The following is a 22629-nucleotide window of genomic DNA, read 5'->3' on the forward strand; positions in this document are numbered from 1 at the left end:
GTCAGCGCGCCTCCCCATCAAGAACAGAGGTTTTTTCAGGGATTGGATCGGACTTGGGACGCTTGCGCCGGAGTGAAATAAATCTTCGCATCAACACTGCATCCGCTGCGACCGAGAGCAGGATGAGAGCACCGAGCACCGCTTCGCGCCAGAACTCACTGACGAGCTGCCAGCGAACGAGGCTGGTCTCAATGACGTCAACCAGAATTGCACCGATCAGCGCGCCGATAACCGTTCCCGATCCGCCGAAAATATTGACACCCCCAACGACCGACGCAGCCACGGACTTCAGTTCAAACCCGAGCCCCGCAACAACGGTGATCGTGCCGAACCGGGCGAGGAACATGAAACCGCCAAGGCCCGCCAAGGCGCCGGATAGAACGAACGCAACAAAGACTGTCTTGTGAATGTTGATGCCGGCCATCTCGGCCGCTTCCGGATTGGAGCCGATGGCATAGAGCTTGCGCGCAGCGTTGAGGCGGGTAAGCGCCAGATGCACGATCAACACGACGATAACCGCCGCCACGAATGCCGCCCGGAACTGCATCTGGCCGATGCTGAAGAGGACGGTGTTGGGGAATTCCACCAACCACTGTGGAAGGTTGGAAGTCGTTATGGATTTGGCATCGGAATACTCTACCAGAACCGAGCGGAAGAGGGCCATTGTGCCAAGCGTCACGATGATGGAAGGCACGCGCACGAAGGCCACGAGTACCCCGTTGATTGCGCCAAAGCAGGCTCCAATCGTGATCGAATAGAGAACCAGAGGAACAGGGCCGAGATCCGGATTGTTGGTCACAAGGCTTCCGGTGGCGAAAGCGACGAAGCCGAGAATGGAGCCAATGGAGAGGTCAATGTTCCGCGTGATGATGACAAGCGTCTGGGCTGTCGCGATCAACGCCATGATCGCAACGGAGCTTGAAATGCGGTTGAACAGCCGTCCGTTCAGATAATTCGGAATGACGAGGGAAAAGAACAGGAGGATGACCAGAAGAACGGCCAGAAGTGCCAGAATACGCAGCGTTTGCGGGCTGAGTTTTTCCATCATGCGTGTCATCACGACGCCTCCCGCAGGTTCTGCTGACCTGTCGCCAGCGCCATGATTTTCTCTTGCGTGGCGTTTTCGCTTGCGATCACGCCCATCTGCCGTCCTTCCCGCATGACCAGGTTGCGGTCGCCAAGAGCCATTACTTCCGGCAAGTCGGAGGAAATCACCAACGCCGCACCGCCTGCCTTGGCGAACTCGCGGATCAATTCGTGCACCTCGGCCTTGGCACCAACGTCGATGCCTCGGGTGGGCTCGTCAAAAATGAGAATTTCCGGCTCCATGTTGAGCCACTTCGCCAGCATCACCTTCTGCTGGTTGCCGCCGGACAGGGTGCCGACGGCAATGTCGACATTCGGCGTGCGAATGTTCAGCCGCTTGCGAAATGCTTCGGCAACGTTGCGTTCCTCGGCGCGATCCAGAAGCCCGAAGCGCCGGAGGAATTTTCCAAGCGTTGCAAGGCTGGTGTTCGACTGGATGGACATGGGCATCGCGAGGCCAAGCTTGCGCCTGTCCTCGGACACATAGGCAATGCCGATATCCATCGCCTGTTTTGGATGCCTGATCTCGACAGCAGTGCCGTTGACCTCAATGGTCCCGCGGGTGGCGGGCTTGACGCCAAACAGGGCCAGCGCAACATCGGTTCGCCGTGCGCCGACAAGGCCGGAGAAACAAAGCACTTCGCCCTTGTGAAGGTCGAAGTTCACGCCTTCGAAAACGTCATCAACGGCGAGATTGCGAACCTTCAGCGCGACCGTGTCCGTTGCTGTGCCGGGGATCTTTGCAAAGTAGTTGCCCACATCCCGGCCAACCATCTCGGCAATCATCAGATCGGCGGTGGTCTCGGAAATCGGGCGGGTGGAAATATGCCCGCCATCACGGATGACGGTCACCCGGTCGGCAATCTCGAAAATCTCCTCCAACCGGTGAGAGATATAGACGACGGCCACGCCTTCCTGCGCCAGTGTCTTGGCGATCCGCCGGAGCTGGGAGGCTTCATAGGCGGAAAGGGAGGCGGTCGGTTCGTCCATGATGAGGACACGCACGTCTTCGCTGAGGGCGCGGGCGATCTCCACGATCTGCTGTTCGGCAAGCGTCAGTCCGCTGGCGGCAAGCTCGACGTCAAGTGACATGCCGAGGCGCGTAACCAGTGCTCTTGCTGCCTGCCGCTGTTGGGTCGGTTTGAGAAACAGTCCCTTGTTGCGGGCGCTGATGAAGATGTTTTCGGCGACGTCCAGATCAGGAAACACCATCGGTTCCTGATACATCGCCGCAATGCCTGCTTCCCTTGCCGCCTGTGTGCCGGAAAGCGTCCTTGCTTGTCCATCGATACGGATCTCTCCGCTCGTTGGCTTGTGAACGCCGGTCATGATCTTGATCATGGTCGACTTGCCGGCACCATTCTCGCCGACGATGGCGTGCACTTCGCCAGCCTTCAGTTCCAGCGACATGTTCTTGAGCGCATGGGTCATCTCGAAGGACTTGGAGATGTCCAGCAGTTCCAGAATGGTCTCGGCCATTTAATGCTCCGGCGAGTGAAGACGGGCGGCGAGCCACCCGTCTCTGCTGCATTTACTTCGCGGCGGCTTCCACGTTGCCCTTGTTGTAGACCGTGAACGGCCCCATCAGGATGCGCTTGGCGCCTTCGCGGCCCGGATCTGCCTCGATGGTGTAGTCGCCCATACGTCCGGCATGGAAGCTCTCACCGATCTCACCCTTCAGCTGGCCGGTGGCCATGCCATAGGCAGTGAAGTAGGTGAGGTAGCCGAGATCCCGGAAGTCCCAGAGCGCGAACTCTGGCGCGCAGCCATTCATGGTGTAGCTGACCATTTCAGACGGCAGGCCAAGGCCGGAGACCTTCACCTTGTCGCAGAGACCCTCATCCTGCATCGCCTTTGCCGAGGCCTGAATGCCGACGGTGGTCGGAGACATGATCAGGCCAAGGTTCGGATGCTGGTCGACCAGCGAGAGTGCACGGTTGTAGCTGACTTCGGCCTGATCATCGCCGTAGACAACGTCGACGAGCTTGATGTCGGCATACTTGGCGCCCTTGAGGGCTTCCTGCATGCTCGCAATCCAGGCGTTCTGGTTGGCTGCATCCGGCGTTGCGGAAAGAACCGCCATCTCGCCCTTGCCGCCAAGGATCGAGTGGGCCATGTCGGCCATCACAGTGCCAATGGAGCCGAAATCGACCTGAGCGACGAAGACATCTTCTCCGTTGCCGCTCGGGATCGGGCTGTCCCATGTCACGATCTTGGTGCCCGCAGCCTTGGCAGCTTCGGCGGCCGGAACAATCTGGTCACCAGCATTGTTGGAAAGCATGACCGCGCCCTGGCCCTGTGTGGCCGAGGTGGTCATGATTTCGATCTGTCCGGCAACGGAGTTTTCCGGTGTCGGGCCAACGAACAGGAGTTCGCCCGGATTGGCGAGTTCCTTGTGCGCCTCCTGAGCGCCTTCGTTCGCCTGATCAAAGACCAGAATGCCAAGGAATTTCGGCAGGAGGACAAGGTTCGTTTCCTTGCCTCCTTCGAGCTTGATCGCGTCGGCTTGAGCGAAGCTTGCACAGGTCAGCATGAGCATCGCGCCGAGGCTCAGTGATTTCAATGAACCCATATTCTCCTCCTCCAATTCAAACACTTACTCGCAGCACGTCTCATTCATTGCCGCGATGCGTTTCGCAGACCTGCAGCCATCCTCCCGGCTGCTCGTGTCTCCGATCTCTTGCTGCGACCCCAAACCATGAGAGGTCGCAAAGGTGGTTTCCGGCATTGCGCCGGTGGACAGCCGTTGTTCAGTATCCCGGTACCGGTTTGCGTGGCAGCTGGCCGGAAAGGGCACGAGTGATGTCTTCAGCGACGAGGGATTGCAGGCGGTCTATGGCCGCACCCGAATACCAGGCCGCATGTGGGGTAATCAGACAGTTCGGCGCTTGCCGAAGCGGGGAATCTGCCGGAAGCGGTTCGCTCTGGAACACATCCAGCGCGGCCCCTGCGATGACGCCATCCTCCAGCGCCTTGGCCAGATCCTCCTCGACAATCAGCTGGCCCCTTGCGGAGTTCACGATCATCGCGTGAGGCTGCATCTTCGGGAAGGCGGTCGCATTGAAGAAACCGGTTGTTTGCGAGGTCGCCGGGGCGTGCAAGGAAATGATATCTGCGGTCTTGAGCAGGTCATCTGATGTGCACAGCTCTACTCCAATTGCTGCCGCATCATCGGCTGTCAGCCCCGGATCCGAGGCAATGAATCTGAAGCCAAATCCTTTAAGCCGGGATTTGACGGCCCGTCCGATCTGTCCAAGCCCGAAGAAGCCGACGACGGTTTCCCTGAACGGTTTCAACGGACGGGCATTGGCAACAGCTGCCCACTCGCCGCGCCTGACAGAGGCATCCAGCGGAACGAGTTTGCGCAGGAGCGCAAGAACAGCTGCGGCTGTGTGATCGGCGACTTCGTCAACGCAATAGTCGGGCACATATCCAACCTTCAGGCCGGCTGCAGCGGCGGCCTTGAGGTCGATGTTGTCGTATCCAACGCCATAGCGGATGATCGTCGCGCCCTGCTTAACGGCGGCAGCGGATTTTGGCCCGAATTTGGCGAATTGCACGGCCACGACGTCGGCTCCGGCGACAACCGCAGCAATGTCCTCGTCGGACCGGCATTGATGCGCGGTAAAGTCGGCGCAGCCATTGGTCGCCGCCGTTTGCTCAAACGACACCGTGGGAAATGTGTAGTCGGTGACAATGACTTTCTTTGTCATTTTTCCTCTCCCAGGTAGTCGTGAATGATCTCGCCCGGCACCAGGGTGAAGTCGGCCCGCCAGTAAATCCCTTGCAGGGTGTCCTGAACCGGCAGTCGATAGACGGGTAGCTGCGCATTCGGGCGCAGTTCCATGGTCGCTGGTCCCGCCCATGCTTCGTGCACCGTCACATCCGCGAGGCGGCGGCTGGTGATCTGGCGGATGGCAGGAGTGCCGTCGATGTGATCGACCGCCTTGAGGTTCAAGTTGGTGGCGAAGTCGAAGTAAGGGGCCAAATCCGTCGGTGCAATCTGGCGCTGCTTGTAGGCCATCGTGCCGGTGATAACGTCTATTCCGTTACGTTCGACAGTGCCGACGATCAGATCGCCCCGGAATTCGAGCGATGGCTTTCCCAGCTTCTTGGGCTGGCCGTGAATTTCCCGCCCGTGCGTCACGCCCACGTCGGATGAAAGCACGAGATAGGGGGAATAGGCACCAGAGCGATCAGCTAGTCGCGCACCGAACATGACATTGGCTTCCGAATAGGGGCCAAGCCAGTCCGTGTCGTTCATTTTGTAGATGTGAACGCAGGCAACATCACCGACCGGCTGCAAGGGAGGAGGCAGCAGAAAGGCCATCGCCTCGGGGTCTGTGCGCCAATAGATCGTCAGGATCTCGGCGTTGCGAAAGCGAAAGGGAAACGGCGGGATCATTGGCGCATCCCAGGGCGTGGAAAACCCGCCACTGCAGATGTCAGCCAAAGTCGGTCGCTCAAGTCCGTAGCGCATACGGTCGCTCATGAAATCCCCTCCCCAAGGCTCGCCTGATAGGTTTTGACAACCAATCAGAATTGCCTTACCAAATAATTGGTCAGGCCAAATAATCAGATGACGTGGAGGAAATCAACCCCGATGTTCAACCTTTCTTCGATCGACGTGCCGGACCTTACCGGCAAGACAGTGCTTGTTTCCGGAGCAAAACGCGGCATCGGTGCAGTGCTGGCCGGACTTCTGACAGCAAGGGGGGCTGAGGTTTATGCAGGTGTCCAGGGAGATCCCGAAAGCGAGTGGGCTCAACATCTCGCTCGCTCTCAAGTGGTTCAAATGGACGTCACTGATCCAGCTGCCGTCAAAGCGGTGATGGAACGGATCGAGCAGGAGTCGGGCAAACTGGATGCGCTGGTCAACAACGCAGGCGTCATTTCGCCGATCGGGCATATCGATACACTCGACACAGATGCGTTTCGCAGCGCCTTTGACGTGAATGCGCTTGCGCTTCATCGCGTGACCTGCGCCGCGCTCCCGCTGTTGCGCAAGTCGCGCGGGGTTGTTGTCAATGCCGGAACAGGGGCTGCAACCACCCCGATGGAAGGCTGGACAGCCTATTGCAGCTCGAAAGCCGCAGCCCGCATGCTGACACTGATGTTTGCCAAGGACCTTTCCGAGAGCGGGGTCCAGTTCTTCTTCCTCGGAATACCGCCAACTGATACCAACATGCAGGGCGAGATCCGGGTGGCTGGTCTCAATCCGATCAGCAAGATCGCAAAGTCTGACCTTGTTGACCCCAAGGTTCCCGCGAGTGTCATGGCGTGGCTATGTGGCCCCGAAGCGAGGAACTTGACCGACGTGACGATTGATGTGCGGGATGATTTCTTCAAGGCCATGATGACGCTTTGAGCGCGAACGGGTGGAGCAGCAGGACGATGAAGGTCAAAACCGTCGAGGCAATTCCGGTCTCCTACCGGGAACCAACGGATCACAACCGGTTTCGGTCCGTGTGTCTGGTCAAGATCACGGACGAGGACGGGCGTGTCGGCTGGGGCGAGTGTTGTGCCTATTTTCCCGAGGCAACACTGGCTGCGACCAAGCTTGTCGAAGGGCTTGCACCCATTGTCATCGGACAGAACCCACTTCACATCGAGGCCATCTGGCTGAAGCTGAAGAAGCACAGTTGGTGGTATGGAACGGGAGCCGGCATCGCCTCTCTGGCCATATCCGGCATCGACATCGCGCTGTGGGATCTGAAAGGCAAGATCCTTGGAGTCAGCGTGCTTGATCTGCTCGGCGGTCCCGTCCGTGACCAGCTGCCTGCCATTGCAAGCCTTCACGGCACCAAGGCCAGTATCGACGAGATGGCCGAAGAAATCTCGGCGCATACCGCAACCGGTCTCCATGGCGCCAAGGTCGGCTTCGGCAAGGCTGGCAACGCGCATCTGGGCTTTGATGAAGCGCGCGATCTGGAGTTCGTCGACAAGGTCATGGCGGCAATGGGGCCGGGCAAGGACCTCATGGTCGATCTGGGCGTCAACAACTTCTGGGATGTTCCAACCGCGATCCGCCGCGCCAGGGCCTTTGAGGAACGCGGTGTTGCATGGCTGGAAGAGCCGCTTGGTCATGATGATCCGGAAGGCTATGCAGCACTGAGGGCTGCAAGCGGAATTCGCATCGCCTATGGTGAGCGCGAGTGGAACGCACGCGGCGTCCAGAAAATCGTCGCAACCGGGACGGTCGATGTTATCGGACTCGATCCGGGCCGCGTTGAGGGGATTACGGGCTTTCGCAAGGCGGCCGACCTGTGTGCTCTTTCACGCAGGCAAGCCAATGCCCATAACTTCTCGACAGCCATCGTCGGTGCTGCCAGTCAGGCGCTCAGCTTCGCGTGTCCTGCCTGCTACCTGCTTGAGCTGCAGCCCGCCTATGGTCCGGCCCAGAAAGATCTGGTCGACAAGCCTATCTGGCACAGGGACGGTTACGTCAACATGCCAGAGGGAGCAGGCTTGGGCATTGTGATCAATGAGGATCTGGTTCAGTCGGCAAGGCTCGACAAGTAGTCGGCGACGACAAGGGCCCGGGGATGTTCCCGGGCTGGTCAGATCATCGAAATTCACTGCGGTGCCCGGTCTGAACCTCTGTTGGGAACAAGGTTCTGGATTGTGAAAACGGCGGACTGGCTTACGGCTGCTGCTGCGCCTTTTCGATCAAATCGACACCCATTTGCCGGAAGAGGTCGACGTAGTCGAGGAGAACCCAGTTCTCCATGATCTTCCTGTCTGCACAACGATAGAAGTCCATCACTCTCAAGGTCAGGGACTTTCCCGTTGCCTTGACACCAAGATAGTCGCCCTGATGGGTCATGGTCATGGATGGCCAGCCGCTGACGGCAGCATAGTTTCCATCCCCGATCCGGCAATAGTGATTGCCGCCGACCCGGTCCGGAAAGGCAGTCAGGAAGGACGCGCGGTGATCCTTTTCAAATCCGGACCAGCGATAGTTTGAACCGATCCCGCCGGGGCCATACCACAGCATGTCGTCATGCCAATAACCGTCGTCGCCGGTTTGCCCCTTTGAAGTGAAGGTTTCCGGATCAAATGCCTTGAGGTCGGCCAGCATCGCTTCGCAAAGATCCAGCGTTCTTTCTCCATCTGCCTGACCGGTCGGCAAAATGCCGTCGTGGGTTGCCGGGCCTGGAAACAGCATTTCCGTGCCAAGCATGCGGGGCAGGGGAAAGCAACCTGCCTGACGCATGAGGTCAAGAAGGTCGAGAATGATCTTGGCTTCGGAAATCCGGCCATCCGGTTCGATGCGATAAAATTCGCCTGACCGCAGGAAGGCCAGCCGGTTGGAAGAACGAATTCCAAAGAGGGGCTTTTCTAAATTTCCGACATAGTGGGTGACGCTGGCAATCCAGTGACCGCCGGGCGCGCGCCGGTTTGGTCCTCCGATGAAGATTTCGTCCCGCCGTCGAACATGGGAGAGGCTGTTCATCAAGGGGTTGAAGAAGCCTTCAATGACGGCGTCCATCCCTTCCAGCCGGTTGACGGGGTGGGCGACATCGAAAACCACGTTCTCGCGCAAGTTTCGGGCGAACAAGGCTTTTCGTTCATCTTGGGAAGCGCTGAGGACAGTGTTCAGGAAGCTGTGAGGGGCATGCCGGAAATCAGCCATGGGGAGACCTGCGTGAAAGCGGAGGAGTGACCATAAGGAAGGTGAATTTGCATTCGTATGCAGAATAGTATTGCCAAAGCCGGATGAGTGTGTCTACTTATTTTGCATACGAATGCAAAATAGTGATTGCGGCCGGTTCTGGGAGGGGCGTGTGGCTGAAATTCAGCTGAAAAACGTGTGCAAGCGTTGGGGGTCGTTTATCGGTGTCGACAATTTCGACCTGACGATTGCCGACCGGGAGTTTCTTGTTCTTCTCGGCCCGTCCGGTTGCGGCAAGACCACCACCATGCGGATGATCGCGGGGCTGGAGGATGCCACCGACGGCGAAATCGTGATTGGCGACCGGGTGGTCAACGATCTCGATCCGAAGGACCGGGACATTGCGATGGTGTTTCAGTCCTATGGACTGTACCCGAACATGAATGTCTACGAGAATATCCGCTTTCCCTTGAAGGTTCGAAAGGTCGACCCGGCCACGCATAACGAGCGCGTCATGCGTGCTGCCGCGATGGTCGAGCTGGAGGAGTTTCTTCATCGCAAGCCCGCGGAACTCTCGGGCGGACAGCGTCAGCGTGTGGCGTTGGCACGAGCGATTGTGCGCGAGCCGAATGTCTTCCTCATGGACGAGCCGTTGTCCAATCTTGACGCCAAGCTCAGGGTTTCGACACGGGCCCAGATCAAGAACCTACAACACGAACTGAAGGTCACGACGATCTATGTCACCCATGACCAGATCGAGGCGATGACGCTTGCCGATCGGGTGGTGGTGATGAAGCGCGGCGTGATCCAGCAAGTGGGCACGCCGACCGAGATCTATGACAGGCCTGCCAATACGTTTGTTGCCGGTTTTATCGGATCTCCGGCGATGAACCTCATGGACGGAACGCTTGCTGGCGGCGTGTTCACCGCATCGAATGTGCGCATTGAAGGCCTGTCAGGTCCGGACGGTCCCGTCACGCTCGGCTTCCGGGCCGAGGACGCGTCGGTATCGGCCTCGGCAGACGGGGCGGAGATTTCGGCGCCGGTCTACACGATGGAGCTGCTGGGGGATGCCACGATGATCACCGTGCGCGCTGGCGGGGCGATGGTCTCGGTGAAGGCCCACAAGGACTACCGGATAGAAATCGATGAGACGGTTGGCCTCAGTGTGCCGGCCCATATTTGTCATCTGTTTCACAAGGACACCGGCGCACGCCTCGAAGCCTGACGCCGGAGGAAGAGGAAGGCGCCGATCAAGGCGCAAGGGACGGATCAACAGGGAGTTACGGAGATGTTGAAACGGGTACTCCTGGCAGGGGCGATGACCCTCGTTGCCAGTACGGCATTTGCAAATTGTGGCCTTGAGGAGGGCCGCATCAGCATTATCGGGAACGAGTTTCCTGCCATTCAGACTGTCGGGGCCGGGGCAATGGCCTGCGGGTCTGACAAGGTGGAAGCAAAATCCAATCTGACCGCAGATCACCAGAAGCTCAATGTTGCAGGCATGAGCGGTAATCCGGCGGAATATACCACGGCAATCATCGCGAACTCCTCCATCGTCGCCTTGATGAACGAGGACGTCATCCGCCCGCTTGATGACCTGGTTGCCGAATATGGCAAGGACCTGAAGAAGAACCAGCTGATCACGATCAACGGCAAGATCATGGCTGTTGCCTTCATGGCGAACGCGCAGCATCTGGTTTACCGCAAGGACATTCTGGAACAAATCGGCGTTGAGCCTCCGAAGACCTATGAGGACATGCTGGCTGCGGCAAAGATGATCCGCGAAAAGGGCATCATGCAGAACCCCGTTGGCGGGGCCTATGCTGCCGGATGGAACCTTGCCCAGGAATTCAACAACATGTTCCTCGGGTATGGTGGCACGCACTTCAAGGAAGGTTCGGCCGCGCCCAATGTGAACACGCCTGAAGGGGTCAAGGCGCTGGAAATGATGAAGGCGCTCAGCGAATACATGAACCCGGACTACCTGACCCACGATTCCAATGCGACCAACGCGGAGTTCAGGGCAGGGAATGTGGCCCTCATGAACATGTGGGGTTCGCGCGCTGCCACGCTGACCGAAGCCGAAGGTGTTCCGCAGGAGGTTATCGACGGGTTTGCAATCGCCGGGCCGATGACGGTTGGCGGCGGCTCAACACCTGCAACCACCTTGTGGTGGGATGGCTGGACGGTGGCCAAGAATATTAACGATGCAGAGGCAAAAGCCACCTTCGTGGCCATGACCAAGGCGATCGACCCATCCATTCTCAAGGATCCCGAAGTTGCGAAACAGGCTGTCTGGCTGATCGACGGCTATCAGCCTACGGATGCTGCTGTCGGCGTGTTCGATGCGGCCAAGATGGGCTCCATTCCCTATCCGATGCTGCCGTATATGGGCCTGATGCACACGGCGCTTGGTGCCGAGCTTGCCGATTTCATGCAGGGCAAGGAAAGCGCGGAGCAGGCATTGAAGGATGTTGAGGCCGCGTACACCGCAGCGGCCAAGGAACAAGGTTACCTCTGAAGCCCACAAACTTGCAGCGCGCTTGCCCCACAGGTGCGCTGCCCTTTTCTCCAACACGCAAGGACCTGTCATGAAGCACCGGACCTTCTTCTGGTTCTTCCTGCCCACCGGGCTGGCGATGCTGATCTTCATTGCAGCGCCGATTGTCTCTGTGGTCATGCAGTCGTTTTTCGTTCCCCATGAGGCTGTGCTCGTGGAAACCGAAAATTGCGGCCCGTTCGGTTGTACCAAGTCGGTGACAATCGATCAGGAGGCGACGGAACAGCTGCGCGCGAACAATCCGCTTGGACGGTTTGCCGGTCTGGATATCTATCTGGATCGTGGTCACCTCGCAGTAAGCGAGGTCGCGGAAGCCTGGCGTGAAACTGACAGTCTTGGCGCATTCTTTTCTGATATCGGCGACTTGCCGTTTTACCGGGCGCTTGCCTTCACCCTGACCTACACCTTTGTTGTGACACCGCTTTTGATCGCGCTTGGCTTTGCCATCGCGCTGGCAGTGAACTCACTGACCCAGCGCTTGAAGGGTGTGGTGATTTTCTTTTCTCTGCTGCCGATGATCGTGACCCCGCTGGTTGGCTCTCTCATTCTCTTCTGGATGATCGACAGCAGAGGCGTGCTGGGAACCTTGATCCAGTATCTGGCCGATGACCCGGGCCTGTCGCTTAAAGCTTCCACCAGCCTGATGTGGGGCGCCCTGATCACCTATGGTGTCTGGCACAGTGCGCCGTTTGCCTTTGTTGTCTTCTATGCGGGTCTTCAGACCGTTCCGCAGGATACGCTGGAAAGCGCGCGGATCGACGGGGCCAGCCGCTGGCAACAGGTCTGGTACGTGATCGTGCCACATTTGATGCCGCTGGTGACATTCGTGGCGTTGATCCAGCTGATGGACAATTTCCGGGTGTTTGAGCCTATCGTTGGCTTCAATGCGGCTGCCCATGCCACATCGCTTTCCTGGATCATCTTCAATGATCTGGGTGGTGAGACGCGTCAGTTGTCGGCAGCGGCCACAACCTCGGTGCTGACAATCCTCGGCGTTGCCATTCTATTGTCGCCGGTTCTGGTTCGGACCTGGCGTGACTTCAAGGGAAAGGCCTGATCATGGCGGCTGCATCAGCAAGGCGTCGTCCGGCGCCTCTCGTCCTGCTTTCCACGGTGTTCCTGATCCTCTGGCTGCTCGCCGCGGCGTTCCCGTTCCTGTGGACCGCGTGGGGATCGTTCAAGGTGGAGCTGGATTTCTTTTCCATCACCGACTGGACCAACGCGCTGACCGGTGAAGCGACGGAGAACACCTACGGCCGACCCTTTACCGGGGCGGGTTATTTCGGCGCATGGATACAGGAAGACTTCTGGCGGGCTGCCCTCAATACCGGCCTTGTCTGCTTCTTTGTGGTCTGCACGTCCCTGACGATTGGCACGCTTGGCGGCTATGCGCTGAGCCGCTCCAGCCACAACTATGTCTTCTGGCTCCTGATTACGGCGCTGATCTTTCGGGCCATGCCGCCGATCACGCTGGTGTCGGGCTATTTGCCACCCTTCTTCCAGTGGAACCTTTGGGGACATCTCCCAACGGCGATCATTGTGCTCGTCGCGATCAATCAGCCTTTTACGCTCTGGATGCTGCATTCCTTTTTCCAGAAAATCCCGAAAGACCTTGATGAAAGCGCTCGAGTGGATGGCTGCACTCAGTTCGAGGCGTTCCGCTTCGTGATCATTCCGGTGATGTGGCCGGGTGTGATCACCACCGGCCTGTTCAGCTTTTTGCTGGCCTATAACGACTTTGCCGTGACCGCGATGCTGCTGAATGAGAACAACCGGACCATGGTTCCCAAGATCGCCGCGTTCCTTGGCACCACCTACACGGAAGGCAACGTTATGTTCGCTGTCGCCGCCTCCGTCTCCGCCGTCATCCCGCTCTTCCTGCTGGTGATGGTGTTCCAGCGCCAGATTGTTTCCGGCCTGACAGCAGGAGCCGTGAAGGGATGAGTGGTGCGCGTCCGGAACAAGCGGTTCTCAGCCGGGATACCGACCTCTCCAAAACTGACGACACGCGCCGCGTGATCGAAGGCATGGTTGATGGTTTGAACGACCACCGGATTGGCGATATCGGAGAATTCTTCGCTGATGGCTTCCGCTGGATGGGCAATTTCGGCTGTGGAACCAAGACGGGCCTGAAAGAGTTTCAGGACAACTGGCAAAAGCCGTTTCAGGCTGCCTTTTCCGACAAGGTCTGCATTGATGAGGCTCGTCTCTACATGGGCGAATGGGCGGCGGCTTTCGGGCGACAGGAAGCGATACATTCCGGCGAGTTCATGGGTGTTGCGGCAACTGGCCGAAAGGTCGAGATCCGCTACATGGATTTCTGGAAGGTGGCCGACGGGAAGATCGTCGACAATTGGGTAATGGTCGACTTCCCCCATGTGCTCGCGCAACTCGGCAAGGACGTGTTTGCGGGCGAGGGCTGGGAGGCGTTCGACCGGGGGGAGCGTCGTCCCCCATCCCCCTCATAAGAGGCTTTTTGTGACCGAAGGACAGGTCTTCGCGCGCCACCGAGCGATGCAGTGAATTAGGGAAGTTGGCGGATTTGCGCCGAAAGGAAAGAACAATGGCGATCGAGTATCTCAAAAGCGGAAAACCGGAAGCAGAACGTTCTGAAGATGATGCCAAGGTTCGCTCCATTGTCGAAACAACCTTGAAGGAGATCGAAACGCGCGGGGATGCGGCCGTGCGTGAGTTGTCTCGGAAATTCGACAATTACACGCCTGCCTCCTTCAAGCTTTCGCAATCCGATATTGAAGCCTTGATGAACCAGGTCTCGACACGGGATATGGAAGACATCAAGTTTGCGCAGGCGCAGGTGCGCAAGTTTGCAGAGGCGCAACGTGCGTCGATGACCGACATTGAAGTCGAGACCATGCCCGGCGTGATCCTCGGGCACAAGAACATCCCGGTTCAGTCGGTCGGCTGTTATGTGCCCGGTGGCAAGTTCCCGATGGTGGCATCTGCCCACATGTCCGTGGCAACGGCTTCCGTTGCCGGAGTGCCTCGGATCATCGCTGCGACACCACCTTTCAAGGGGGCGCCCAATCCGGCTGTGATTGCCGCCATGCACCTTGGCGGCGCGCACGAGATCTATGTGCTTGGCGGGATTCAGGCTGTCGGCGCGATGGCGCTGGGCACGGAGACGATTGATCCGGTCCACATGCTTGTCGGTCCGGGCAATGCGTTCGTCGCGGAAGCAAAACGGCAGCTTTTCGGCAAGGTTGGCATCGACCTTTTTGCAGGCCCGACTGAAACCATGGTGATCGCTGACGAGACGGTGGATGCAGAGCTTTGTGCGACCGATCTGTTGGGGCAAGCCGAGCATGGATATAACTCGCCTGCTGTTCTGGTCACCAATTCCCGCAAGCTTGCCACCGAGACCCTGGCGGAGATCGAGCGCCTCCTGAAAATCCTGCCGACGGCAGATACAGCAGCCAAATCCTGGGAGGATTATGGCGAGGTGATCCTGTGTGACACCTATGAAGAAATGCTTGCTGTTGCCGATGACATTGCCTCAGAACATGTGCAGGTGATGACCGACCGGGACGACTGGTTCCTCGACAACATGACCTGCTATGGGGCGTTGTTCCTCGGTGCGCGCACCAATGTGGCCAATGGTGACAAGGTCATCGGCACCAACCACACACTGCCGACGAAAAAGGCAGGGCGTTACACAGGTGGTCTCTGGGTCGGAAAGTTTCTGAAAACCCATTCCTATCAAAAGGTGCTAACCGACGAGGCCGCAGCGGAAATCGGCGCTTACTGTTCGCGGCTCTGCTTGCTGGAAGGCTTTGTCGGGCATGCGGAACAGGCCAATGTCCGTGTCCGTCGCTACGGCGGCAAGAATGTGCCTTACGGGGAGGCTGCCGAGTGACACCCGACCGGCATACGCGGCACAAGGCGCTCGTCGCCCCCTTGCGGGCGGCGCTGTACGACTTTGAGGAAGGCGCGGTTCGGCGTGCCTTGTCAGAGCTTTGTGCGCCGCATGCTGTTTTTCGCCTGTGCCATCCCTTTGGAGAGGCGATCGGGCCGGATGCCTATTATGAGACAGCCTTGGCACAGCTCATCAAGGCCGTTCCCGATCTGGAGCGGCGCGATACCATCGTGATGGCCGGTTCGACGGACAAGGGAGCGGATTGGGTCGGCTGTTGCGGTTTTTACACTGGGACATTCGCAAAGCCCTGGCTTGATATTCCGGCCACCGGTCATCAGGTCGCCATGCGCTTTCACGAGTTCTATCGCTTCGAAAATGACCGGGTCGTCGAGGTTCAGGCGCTCTGGGACCTTCCCGAAGTGATGATGCAGGCCAGCGCCTGGCCGATGGCACCAAGTCTGGGACGCGAATGGCAGGTTCCGGCACCGGCGACACAGGACGGATTGGTTCCCGGGCCTTACGATACCGTTGCGAGCGAAGCCTCCTGCGGCATCATCGTCGAGATGCTGCACTACATGAAGCGTCATCCTGCGCAAGGCGGGCCGGAAGTGATGGAGATGCCGCGTTTCTGGCATCCGCGCATGAGCTGGTATGGCCCGGCGGGCATCGGCACAGCACGCGGCATTCGGGGCTTTCGAAACTGGCATCAAATCCCGTTCCTGAACGCGATGCCGGATCGGGGACAGTATGCTGATCAGGTCACCTACCACTTCTTCGGCGACAGAAATTATGCGGCTGTGACCGGATGGCCCAACATGATCCAGACGGTCACGCATGATGGATGGATGGGGATCGCTCCGTCGGGCACCAAGGTCACCCTGTGCAGCCTCGATTTCTGGCGACTGGAAAACGGTCTTATCCGCGAAAACTGGGTGATGGTCGACTTGCTCGATGTTTACCGTCAATTGGGCGTTGACGTTTTCGGGCGGCTGCGGGAATTCAACAAGGCCCGTTCGGGTTTTGATCCAGAGACCGGAGTTGCCTTGTCATGATCACGCTTCCCACCACTCCCAGTTTTTCCCTTGCAGGAAAAAGGGCCCTCGTTGCCGGTGCATCTTCCGGGATCGGCCTTGCCTGTGCCGTTGCTCTCGCGGAAGCGGGTGCAGACGTGGTTCTGGCCGCTCGGCGAAAGGACAAGCTGACGGACGCTGTCGACGCCATCATTGCAAGAGGCTGGAAAGCCTCAGCATTGCAGCTGGACATCGCGGATGTGCAGGAGGTCGAGACCAGTGTCGCAGCGCAGGGTCCATTCGACATCATGGTCAACAGCGCGGGCCTTGCCAGACATTCTCCGGCTGTCGAGACAAAACCGGAAGACTTTGACGAGGTGATGGGGATCAACGTGCGCGGTGCCTACTTTCTCGCGCAGGCCGTCGCCAAAGGGCTCATCGCTGCCGGAAAGCCGGGCTCCCTGATTACGATCTCCTCGCAGATGGCGCATGTCGGCGGCATTGATCGCGCGGTCTATTGTGCATCCAAGTTTGCCGTCGAAGGCTTCACCAAGGCAATGGCACTGGAATTCGGGCCGAAAAAGATCCGTATCAATACCATTTGCCCTACCTTCATTCGAACCCCGCTGACCGAGCAGACCTTCGAGAACCCCGAGCGGGTGAAATGGATCGAGGAAAAGATCAAGCTCGGCCGGACCGGAGTTGTCGAGGACATCATGGGCTCGGTGCTCTATCTCGCCAGTAACGCATCCTCGCTGGTGACCGGAACCTCCCTGTTGGTCGACGGAGGTTGGACGGCAGATTGATGCGCCCGGACAAAGTCACCTCAAATGAAGTTGCCAAGCGCGCTGGCGTCAGTCAGTCGGCGGTGAGCCGCGTCTTCACGCCGGGTGCATCTGTTTCGCCGAAGATGGCGGAAAAGGTGCTGAAGGCTGCTGAAGAACTGGGGTATCGGCCCAATGTTCTGGCCCGATCCCTGATTACGGGACGATCGCGGATCATCGGGCTGGTCGTTGCCTATCTGGACAACCAGTTCTACCCGGATGCGCTGGAAAAGCTCTCCAATGCTCTTCAGGCACACGGCTATCACATCCTCGTCTTCATGGTGTCGAACGATGACGACAGCGTCGACAAGGTGATGGAGGAACTGCTCGATTATCAGGTTGACGGCATCATTACCGCCTCTGTCGCCATGTCGAATGCACTGGCGGGCCGGTGTGCGGCTGCAGGGGTGCCGGTCGTGCTCTTCAACCGTGGGCAAGATGATGAGCGCCTCAATCAGGTGACCTCCGACAATTTCGAAGGTGGGCGCAAGATTGCCGAGTTTCTGGTTGCTGGCGGGCACAAGCGGATTGTCCATATTGCCGGCTGGGCCGGGTCGTCCACCGGCCGCGATCGCGAGGCCGGCTTCCGGCAGGGCCTCAAGGAGCGAGGGCATGAACTCCTGGCCTCGATTGACGGCATGTACAAACGCGAGACGGCAGCGGAGGCCGCACGCCAACTGTTTTCCGGGCCAGACCGTCCTGACGCCGTCTTTGTCGGCAATGACCACATGGCCTTTGCCGTCATGGATGTATTGCGCTTCGAATTGAAGCTGGATGTGCCGGGGGACGTGTCGGTTGTCGGCTATGACGATGTGCCGCTCGCGTCCTGGGCGGCCTATGACCTGACCACCTTGCGCCAGCCCTCCAACCGAATGGTGGAGGCCACAGTCAAGACACTGCTCGACTGGATCGAGGAAGGCAGCAAGGACGTTCGCAAGATCAAGATTGGCGGTCCGCTGATGATCCGCGGTTCTGCCCGCATACCGGAAGGTTGGCCCGATGAAAGGCTTTGATCCCCGCTGGAAGGACTTTCCCGACTATATCATCGGGATTACCCGCGAGATCTGGGAGGAGCGCAAGATTGCAACCCTCCATCACTATTATTCCGAGGACATTATTGTCCGGTCTCCCGGGTCTATCGTGTCCGGAAACAAGGGCGTCATCGGTGCGACGATGGCAACCTTGGCCGAGTTCCCGGATCGAACGCTGCTTGGCGAGGATGTCATCTGGTCGGGGTCGCCGGAGGAAGGCATGCTGTCCTCGCACCGGATCATCTCCACGGCTACCCATCTCGGCGACGGGGTCTATGGCAAGGCGACAGGCACCAAGCTGCAGTACCGGATCATTGCCGACTGCCATGCCATCAACAACCAGATCAACGATGAATGGCTGATCCGCGATCAGGGCGCCATTGTCCGCCAGATGGGATGGGATCCGAAGGACTATGCCCTCCGGCTGATCGAACGCGAGGGCGGAGCGGAAGACTGCACACGCCCCTTCACGCCGGACATGGATCGCCCCGGTCCCTATCTTGGGCGTGGCAATGACAATGAATGGGGCGCGAAATACGCCGACATCCTGACGCGCATGATGGGCGCGGATATGGCTGCAATCGAGGCTGAATATGACCGCGCTTGCCAGCTCGCCTATCCGGGTGGGGCGACGGGCTATTCTTGGGCCTTTGCGGATCGGTTCTGGATGGGTCTTCGAGCGAGTTTCCCGTCAGCGGAATTTGCCATTCACCATCAGATTGGCCGGGACGACCCGATGATGCCGCCGCGTGCGGCCCTGCGCTGGTCGTTGACCGGCACACATGACGGATGGGGCACCTTTGGCGAGCCGACAGGCGCGAAAGTCCATGTCATGGGGGCATCGCATGCCGAATTCGGGCCATGGGGCCTGAGACGCGAATTTACGCTTTTTGATGAAACGGCAATCTGGAAGCAGATCGCCCTGAAGACCGGTTGAAAGCGCCGGGGAGGTCGTTGAATGAGTCCTGAAGAGATGGAAACCCGGATTGTCCGCTATGGCGATCTGAAGCCGTGCCGGACGGCCTTTATCGACGCGCATACACCGGGATCGAACCAGAAGGAAAACTTCACGATCATCGGTGGCGGTGTCTCGGAAAGCCCGGATCAACATGTCCACATCAAGGAAACGCCCGGTTTCAATATCGGGGCTGCCGGGCAACCGCCCAAGTGCCGCAACTCGCTCCATTCCCATCGCACAGCCGAGGTGTTCTTTGTGCTCAAGGGACGCTGGCGGTTTTTCTGGGGTCGTTGGGGCACGGCCGGTGAAGTGGTTCTGGAAGAGGGCGATATTTTCAACATCCCGACCGGCATTTTCCGCGGCTTTGAAAACATTGGAACCGATTATGGGATGATCATGGCGATCCTGGGAGGGGATGATGCCGGAGGCGGTGTCATCTGGGCGCCGCAGGTGATCGAGGATGCCAAGGAGCATGGCCTTGTTCTGGGCGAAAACGGTGTGCTCTACGATTCCAAGAAGGGCCAAAACCTGCCGGACGGCGTCAAGCCGATGCCGCTTCTGACCGACGACCAGTTGAAAGCCTATCCGGAGCTCGGCAACGAAGCCGTGGTCCGCGATTACGTTGCCCGCTACTGGGACATGATGGCGCTTGCCGCCAAAAGACCGTGTCAGGTTATTGGCGAAACCGCGCTCTTGAAGGACAGGCCGGGATTTGAAGTCGAGTTCCTGACCCGCGGGTCCATTCCTGAGACGTCCTACAGTCTCAATGCCCATGAAGTCCTGATGATCATGCGCGGCCACTGGAAACTGTCATGGTCTGGCGGCGAGAAGGTTCTGGCCCCGGGTGACACCTGTGCCGTGCCTCCGGGTCTGGAGCACAGCCTAGCGCCGTCCATGAGCGGGGAGGCCAGCCTTTTCCGGGTCATGAACACCAATGATCCCGCCGGAGCGACCTGGGCCAGGTAATTTTGCAGGATACGCGGTCCCGGCCAATGAGCCGGGACCCCTCCAGACGCCGGGACACCGGGCCAAGGAGAACAGGGAGGGGGAGCCATATGTCGAAACTGGACGTGACCCATGTCGGGTCGTTGCCGCGGACGCAAAAGGTTGTCGATTTCATCTTTGCCCGCGAACGCGGCGAAGATTACGATAGTGCAGAGTTTGATGCGGTCATGGCCGAGGCCGTTTCCGAGACCGTGGGCAAACAGGTCGCGGCAGGTGTCAGCATCGTGAGTGATGGCGAGACCTCCAAGATCTCCTATGCGACCTATGTGAAGGATCGCTACACCGGGTTTTCCGGAGACAGCCCGCGCAATGCGCCGAAAGATCTGAAATTGTATCCGAGTTTTCTGAAGCGGATCGCTGAAAGTGGCGGCACTCCGCAATATGCCCGTCCTATGTGCACCGGAGAGGTGAAATCCAAAGGGCAGGGCGAGCTGGAAAAGGATATTGCTCACCTGAAGGTGGCGATGGCTGAACATGGTGCGGAACGGGGCTTCATGAATGCCGCGTCCCCCGGTGTGATCTCGCTCTTTCTGCAGAATGATTATTATCCGACACGCGAGGCTTACCTGCAGGCGCTTGCCGATGTCATGAAGGCTGAATACGAGACGATTGTTGCCAGCGGCCTTGACTTGCAGCTGGACTGCCCGGATTTGGCTTTGTCCCGGCATATGCTTTTCACAGACCTGTCCGATGACGAATTCGTCAAGGTTGCCGCCAGCCATGTGGAGGCCCTGAACCATGCCTTGTCAGATATCGATCCGGCAAAGGTGCGCATCCATATCTGCTGGGGCAACTATGAAGGGCCGCATGTCTGTGACATCTCGATGGACAAGGTGTTCTCAACGCTGATGTCCGCTCGGGCGCGTTACATCTTGTTCGAGACTTCCAATCCGCGCCATGCGCACGAGTGGACCGTGTTTCGCGACCGGAAAGCCGAAATCCCGGACGACAAGATTTTGGTGCCCGGTGTGGTCGATACCACCACAAACTTCGTGGAACATCCGGAAGTGGTCGCGCAGCGCTTGGAACGGTTTCTGCCAATTGTCGGAGCCGAGCGTGTCATTGCAGGTTCAGACTGCGGCTTCGGTACATTCGCAGGCTTTGGTGCAGTAGATCCGGATATCGCCTTTGCCAAGCTGAAGGCGTTGTCAGACGGGGCTGCATTGGCTGGAGGGCGGGTGTGACCCCCCTCGTTCTCTTGCCCGGAATGATGTGTGACGCGCGCCTTTTTGGGCCGCAAATCGCGGCACTGTCGGGCCAAGTTCCGATCCATCTGGCTCCGATCTCGGATGACGATATCGTGGAGGATCTCGCAGCACGTATTCTGAAAAACGCGCCACGGCGGTTTGCCCTTGCTGGCCTCTCGATGGGCGGCATCGTTGCAATGGAAGTTTTTCGTCAGGCGCCGGAACGCGTGGACCGGCTTGGTCTTCTCGACACCAACCCACGCGCCGAGCTGGAAGAGATCAGGCAAGGGCGGGAACCGCAGATTCGAAAGGTTCGTGCAGGGCATTTGCGTGAAGTCATGCGCGACGAGCTGAAACCGAACTATCTCGCCGACGGTCCAAACAAGGGTGCTGTTCTGGATCTTTGCATGGAAATGGCGCTGGACCTTGGGGCGGATGTTTTCGAACGTCAGTCCCGCGCACTGCAACGGCGACCGGACCAGCAGGAAACGCTTGCATCAGTTTCAGTGCCAACCCTCATCGTGATGGGAAAAGAGGACAGGCTTTGTCCGCGCGACCGGCATGAACGCATGCATGAGCTGATCCCGCATTCAGTGTTCCGGATCATTGAGGGAGCAGGGCACTTGCCAACGCTTGAACAACCGCAGGCGGTCAATACCGCACTTTTAGAATGGCTGAACAGATGATGGAAGATACGCTCCTTGCCCTCCTGAAGTCGGTTGATACGCCAACCGTTTGCAATGCCATCGAAGTGGCGGAGGGACGGCGCGGGTTCAATCGCTTTACGCGTGGCACAATGTTGTGTTCGGACCCTGCGGCTGGCGCCATGGTCGGCTATGCCCGCACGGCAAAGATCTCGGCTCTGGCCCCGCCGACGGAACCCGCCGAGGTCATCAAGGCGCGGCGGATGGACTATTACCGCTACATGGCGGAGGGGCCACGCCCGGCCTTGACCGTTGTCGAGGACATTGATTATCCGAGCGCCATCGGGGCCTATTGGGGCGAGATAAACACCACAATTCACAAGGGCTTCGGCCTTTCCGGGTCACTTACCAATGGTGTTATGCGCGATCTTGGAGACCTGCCGGACGGTTTTCCGGTTGTTGCCGGGTCCATCGGGCCGAGCCACGGCTATGTTCATGTGAAGGAGATTGATACTCCGGTGAAGATCTTCGGACTGGATATTCATCCCGGCGAACTGGTCCACGCAGACCGGCACGGAGCCCTCGTTATTCCTGAAGCCGTAATCCCGAAACTCGAAGCGGCCATCCGCAAGTTGCTCGCAACCGAGCAGATCGTCCTTGGACCCGCCAGAGAACCGGGGTTCGACTTCGAGAAGTTCAAGGCAGCTTGGGAAGCGTTCGAGAGGGCGCGCACATAAGCGTCGAAATCGAGGCCCGGCCTAGCGGCTACTTCGATTCAATTGTGGGTTTGTAGTATGGAAGCCGGGCATGTGTATTCTTTGAAACGCCCTTT

General features: G+C 58.7%; 22 protein-coding genes. 16 read left to right on the plus strand and 6 right to left on the minus strand.

What is annotated here, in order from left to right:
* Position 1: 1 nt before the first annotated feature.
* The 5 genes from F0155_RS18195 to F0155_RS18215 all read right to left on the minus strand — a co-directional run bounded on the left by F0155_RS18195 (position 2) and on the right by F0155_RS18215 (position 5578).
* Positions 2-1057: an ABC transporter permease gene (locus F0155_RS18195; RefSeq protein ID WP_204934530.1), complete on the minus strand. Its 1056-nt coding sequence runs from the start codon at positions 1055-1057 to the stop codon at positions 2-4.
* Positions 1057-2565 (minus strand): sugar ABC transporter ATP-binding protein, encoded by a 1509-nt coding sequence (locus F0155_RS18200; RefSeq protein WP_150525983.1) that lies wholly within the window; start codon positions 2563-2565, stop codon positions 1057-1059. The genes F0155_RS18195 and F0155_RS18200 overlap by 1 nt, the downstream gene beginning before the upstream one ends.
* Positions 2566-2617: 52 nt before the next feature.
* Positions 2618-3658 (minus strand): rhamnose ABC transporter substrate-binding protein, encoded by a 1041-nt coding sequence (locus tag F0155_RS18205; RefSeq protein ID WP_150525984.1) that lies wholly within the window; start codon positions 3656-3658, stop codon positions 2618-2620.
* 178 nt (positions 3659-3836) lie between these two features.
* Complete coding sequence (locus tag F0155_RS18210) at positions 3837-4799, minus strand: C-terminal binding protein (RefSeq protein ID WP_150525985.1); 963 nt, start codon at positions 4797-4799, stop codon at positions 3837-3839.
* The gene (locus F0155_RS18215; RefSeq protein ID WP_150525986.1) at positions 4796-5578 is read right to left on the minus strand and encodes an acetoacetate decarboxylase family protein; all 783 of its coding nucleotides are present in this window, start codon (positions 5576-5578) and stop codon (positions 4796-4798) included. The genes F0155_RS18210 and F0155_RS18215 overlap by 4 nt, the downstream gene beginning before the upstream one ends.
* A gap of 111 nt (positions 5579-5689) precedes the next feature.
* Between F0155_RS18215 and F0155_RS18220 the strand changes: the two genes are divergently transcribed.
* Positions 5690-6454: an SDR family oxidoreductase gene (locus F0155_RS18220; protein ID WP_161599836.1), complete on the plus strand. Its 765-nt coding sequence runs from the start codon at positions 5690-5692 to the stop codon at positions 6452-6454.
* A 26-nt stretch (positions 6455-6480) separates the two neighbouring features.
* Positions 6481-7608: a mandelate racemase/muconate lactonizing enzyme family protein gene (locus tag F0155_RS18225; protein WP_150525988.1), complete on the plus strand. Its 1128-nt coding sequence runs from the start codon at positions 6481-6483 to the stop codon at positions 7606-7608.
* 121 nt (positions 7609-7729) lie between these two features.
* Here the strand turns inward: F0155_RS18225 and F0155_RS18230 are convergent, their stop codons facing one another.
* A complete protein-coding gene (locus tag F0155_RS18230) occupies positions 7730-8722 on the minus strand; it encodes a nuclear transport factor 2 family protein (RefSeq protein ID WP_150525989.1) in 993 nt (330 codons plus the stop codon).
* A gap of 151 nt (positions 8723-8873) precedes the next feature.
* Between F0155_RS18230 and F0155_RS18235 the strand changes: the two genes are divergently transcribed.
* The 14 genes from F0155_RS18235 to F0155_RS18300 all read left to right on the plus strand — a co-directional run bounded on the left by F0155_RS18235 (position 8874) and on the right by F0155_RS18300 (position 22534).
* Positions 8874-9929 carry an ABC transporter ATP-binding protein gene (locus F0155_RS18235; RefSeq protein WP_150525990.1) on the plus strand — a complete coding sequence of 352 codons (1056 nt, stop codon included), beginning with the start codon at positions 8874-8876 and terminating at the stop codon, positions 9927-9929.
* Positions 9930-9992: 63 nt separating this feature from the next.
* Positions 9993-11225 (plus strand): extracellular solute-binding protein, encoded by a 1233-nt coding sequence (locus F0155_RS18240; protein ID WP_150525991.1) that lies wholly within the window; start codon positions 9993-9995, stop codon positions 11223-11225.
* Between the two features lie 70 nt (positions 11226-11295).
* A complete protein-coding gene (locus tag F0155_RS18245) occupies positions 11296-12321 on the plus strand; it encodes a carbohydrate ABC transporter permease (RefSeq protein WP_150525992.1) in 1026 nt (341 codons plus the stop codon).
* Positions 12322-12323: 2 nt separating this feature from the next.
* Positions 12324-13208 carry a carbohydrate ABC transporter permease gene (locus tag F0155_RS18250; protein WP_150525993.1) on the plus strand — a complete coding sequence of 295 codons (885 nt, stop codon included), beginning with the start codon at positions 12324-12326 and terminating at the stop codon, positions 13206-13208.
* Entirely contained in the window at positions 13205-13732 is a 528-nt protein-coding gene (locus tag F0155_RS18255; RefSeq protein ID WP_150525994.1) for an ester cyclase, read from the plus strand. The genes F0155_RS18250 and F0155_RS18255 overlap by 4 nt, the downstream gene beginning before the upstream one ends.
* A 95-nt stretch (positions 13733-13827) precedes the next feature.
* A complete protein-coding gene (gene hisD, locus F0155_RS18260; protein WP_150525995.1) occupies positions 13828-15138 on the plus strand; it encodes a histidinol dehydrogenase in 1311 nt (436 codons plus the stop codon).
* Positions 15135-16190 (plus strand): ester cyclase, encoded by a 1056-nt coding sequence (locus tag F0155_RS18265; protein ID WP_150525996.1) that lies wholly within the window; start codon positions 15135-15137, stop codon positions 16188-16190. Before hisD ends, F0155_RS18265 begins: the two co-directional genes overlap by 4 nt.
* Entirely contained in the window at positions 16187-16954 is a 768-nt protein-coding gene (locus F0155_RS18270) for an SDR family NAD(P)-dependent oxidoreductase (RefSeq protein ID WP_150525997.1), read from the plus strand. The genes F0155_RS18265 and F0155_RS18270 overlap by 4 nt, the downstream gene beginning before the upstream one ends.
* Positions 16954-17985: a LacI family DNA-binding transcriptional regulator gene (locus tag F0155_RS18275; RefSeq protein WP_150525998.1), complete on the plus strand. Its 1032-nt coding sequence runs from the start codon at positions 16954-16956 to the stop codon at positions 17983-17985. The genes F0155_RS18270 and F0155_RS18275 overlap by 1 nt, the downstream gene beginning before the upstream one ends.
* On the plus strand, positions 17972-18940 hold the full coding sequence (locus F0155_RS18280; RefSeq protein WP_150525999.1) for a nuclear transport factor 2 family protein: 969 nt from the start codon (positions 17972-17974) through the stop codon (positions 18938-18940). Before F0155_RS18275 ends, F0155_RS18280 begins: the two co-directional genes overlap by 14 nt.
* A gap of 21 nt (positions 18941-18961) precedes the next feature.
* Positions 18962-19927 (plus strand): cupin domain-containing protein, encoded by a 966-nt coding sequence (locus F0155_RS18285; protein ID WP_150526000.1) that lies wholly within the window; start codon positions 18962-18964, stop codon positions 19925-19927.
* Between the two features lie 89 nt (positions 19928-20016).
* On the plus strand, positions 20017-21150 hold the full coding sequence (locus F0155_RS18290; RefSeq protein WP_150526001.1) for a cobalamin-independent methionine synthase II family protein: 1134 nt from the start codon (positions 20017-20019) through the stop codon (positions 21148-21150).
* Complete coding sequence (locus F0155_RS18295; RefSeq protein WP_150526002.1) at positions 21147-21839, plus strand: alpha/beta fold hydrolase; 693 nt, start codon at positions 21147-21149, stop codon at positions 21837-21839. Before F0155_RS18290 ends, F0155_RS18295 begins: the two co-directional genes overlap by 4 nt.
* Positions 21824-22534, plus strand: a complete 711-nt coding sequence (locus F0155_RS18300; RefSeq protein WP_244303546.1) for an RraA family protein — start codon at positions 21824-21826, stop codon at positions 22532-22534. Before F0155_RS18295 ends, F0155_RS18300 begins: the two co-directional genes overlap by 16 nt.
* The last annotated feature ends 95 nt before the right edge of the window (positions 22535-22629 follow it).

The sequence above is a fragment of the Roseibium sediminis genome, from assembly GCF_008711325.1.
GTDB classification, from domain to species: domain Bacteria; phylum Pseudomonadota; class Alphaproteobacteria; order Rhizobiales; family Stappiaceae; genus Roseibium; species Roseibium sediminis.

What these genes read in the sequence shown, in the direction of transcription:
- F0155_RS18210 (WP_150525985.1), bottom strand. Translation starts at nt 4,799, where the DNA reads ATGACAAAGAAAGTCATTGTCACCGACTACACATTTCCCACGGTGTCG.
- F0155_RS18200 (WP_150525983.1), bottom strand. Translation starts at nt 2,565, where the DNA reads ATGGCCGAGACCATTCTGGAACTGCTGGACATCTCCAAGTCCTTCGAG.
- F0155_RS18205 (WP_150525984.1), bottom strand. Translation starts at nt 3,658, where the DNA reads ATGGGTTCATTGAAATCACTGAGCCTCGGCGCGATGCTCATGCTGACC.
- F0155_RS18245 (WP_150525992.1), top strand. Translation starts at nt 11,296, where the DNA reads ATGAAGCACCGGACCTTCTTCTGGTTCTTCCTGCCCACCGGGCTGGCG.
- F0155_RS18195 (WP_204934530.1), bottom strand. Translation starts at nt 1,057, where the DNA reads ATGACACGCATGATGGAAAAACTCAGCCCGCAAACGCTGCGTATTCTG.
- F0155_RS18270 (WP_150525997.1), top strand. Translation starts at nt 16,187, where the DNA reads ATGATCACGCTTCCCACCACTCCCAGTTTTTCCCTTGCAGGAAAAAGG.
- F0155_RS18250 (WP_150525993.1), top strand. Translation starts at nt 12,324, where the DNA reads ATGGCGGCTGCATCAGCAAGGCGTCGTCCGGCGCCTCTCGTCCTGCTT.
- F0155_RS18215 (WP_150525986.1), bottom strand. Translation starts at nt 5,578, where the DNA reads ATGAGCGACCGTATGCGCTACGGACTTGAGCGACCGACTTTGGCTGAC.
- F0155_RS18255 (WP_150525994.1), top strand. Translation starts at nt 13,205, where the DNA reads ATGAGTGGTGCGCGTCCGGAACAAGCGGTTCTCAGCCGGGATACCGAC.
- F0155_RS18240 (WP_150525991.1), top strand. Translation starts at nt 9,993, where the DNA reads ATGTTGAAACGGGTACTCCTGGCAGGGGCGATGACCCTCGTTGCCAGT.
- F0155_RS18220 (WP_161599836.1), top strand. Translation starts at nt 5,690, where the DNA reads ATGTTCAACCTTTCTTCGATCGACGTGCCGGACCTTACCGGCAAGACA.
- F0155_RS18300 (WP_244303546.1), top strand. Translation starts at nt 21,824, where the DNA reads ATGGCTGAACAGATGATGGAAGATACGCTCCTTGCCCTCCTGAAGTCG.
- F0155_RS18230 (WP_150525989.1), bottom strand. Translation starts at nt 8,722, where the DNA reads ATGGCTGATTTCCGGCATGCCCCTCACAGCTTCCTGAACACTGTCCTC.
- F0155_RS18290 (WP_150526001.1), top strand. Translation starts at nt 20,017, where the DNA reads ATGTCGAAACTGGACGTGACCCATGTCGGGTCGTTGCCGCGGACGCAA.
- F0155_RS18280 (WP_150525999.1), top strand. Translation starts at nt 17,972, where the DNA reads ATGAAAGGCTTTGATCCCCGCTGGAAGGACTTTCCCGACTATATCATC.
- hisD (WP_150525995.1), top strand. Translation starts at nt 13,828, where the DNA reads ATGGCGATCGAGTATCTCAAAAGCGGAAAACCGGAAGCAGAACGTTCT.
- F0155_RS18275 (WP_150525998.1), top strand. Translation starts at nt 16,954, where the DNA reads ATGCGCCCGGACAAAGTCACCTCAAATGAAGTTGCCAAGCGCGCTGGC.
- F0155_RS18225 (WP_150525988.1), top strand. Translation starts at nt 6,481, where the DNA reads ATGAAGGTCAAAACCGTCGAGGCAATTCCGGTCTCCTACCGGGAACCA.
- F0155_RS18285 (WP_150526000.1), top strand. Translation starts at nt 18,962, where the DNA reads ATGAGTCCTGAAGAGATGGAAACCCGGATTGTCCGCTATGGCGATCTG.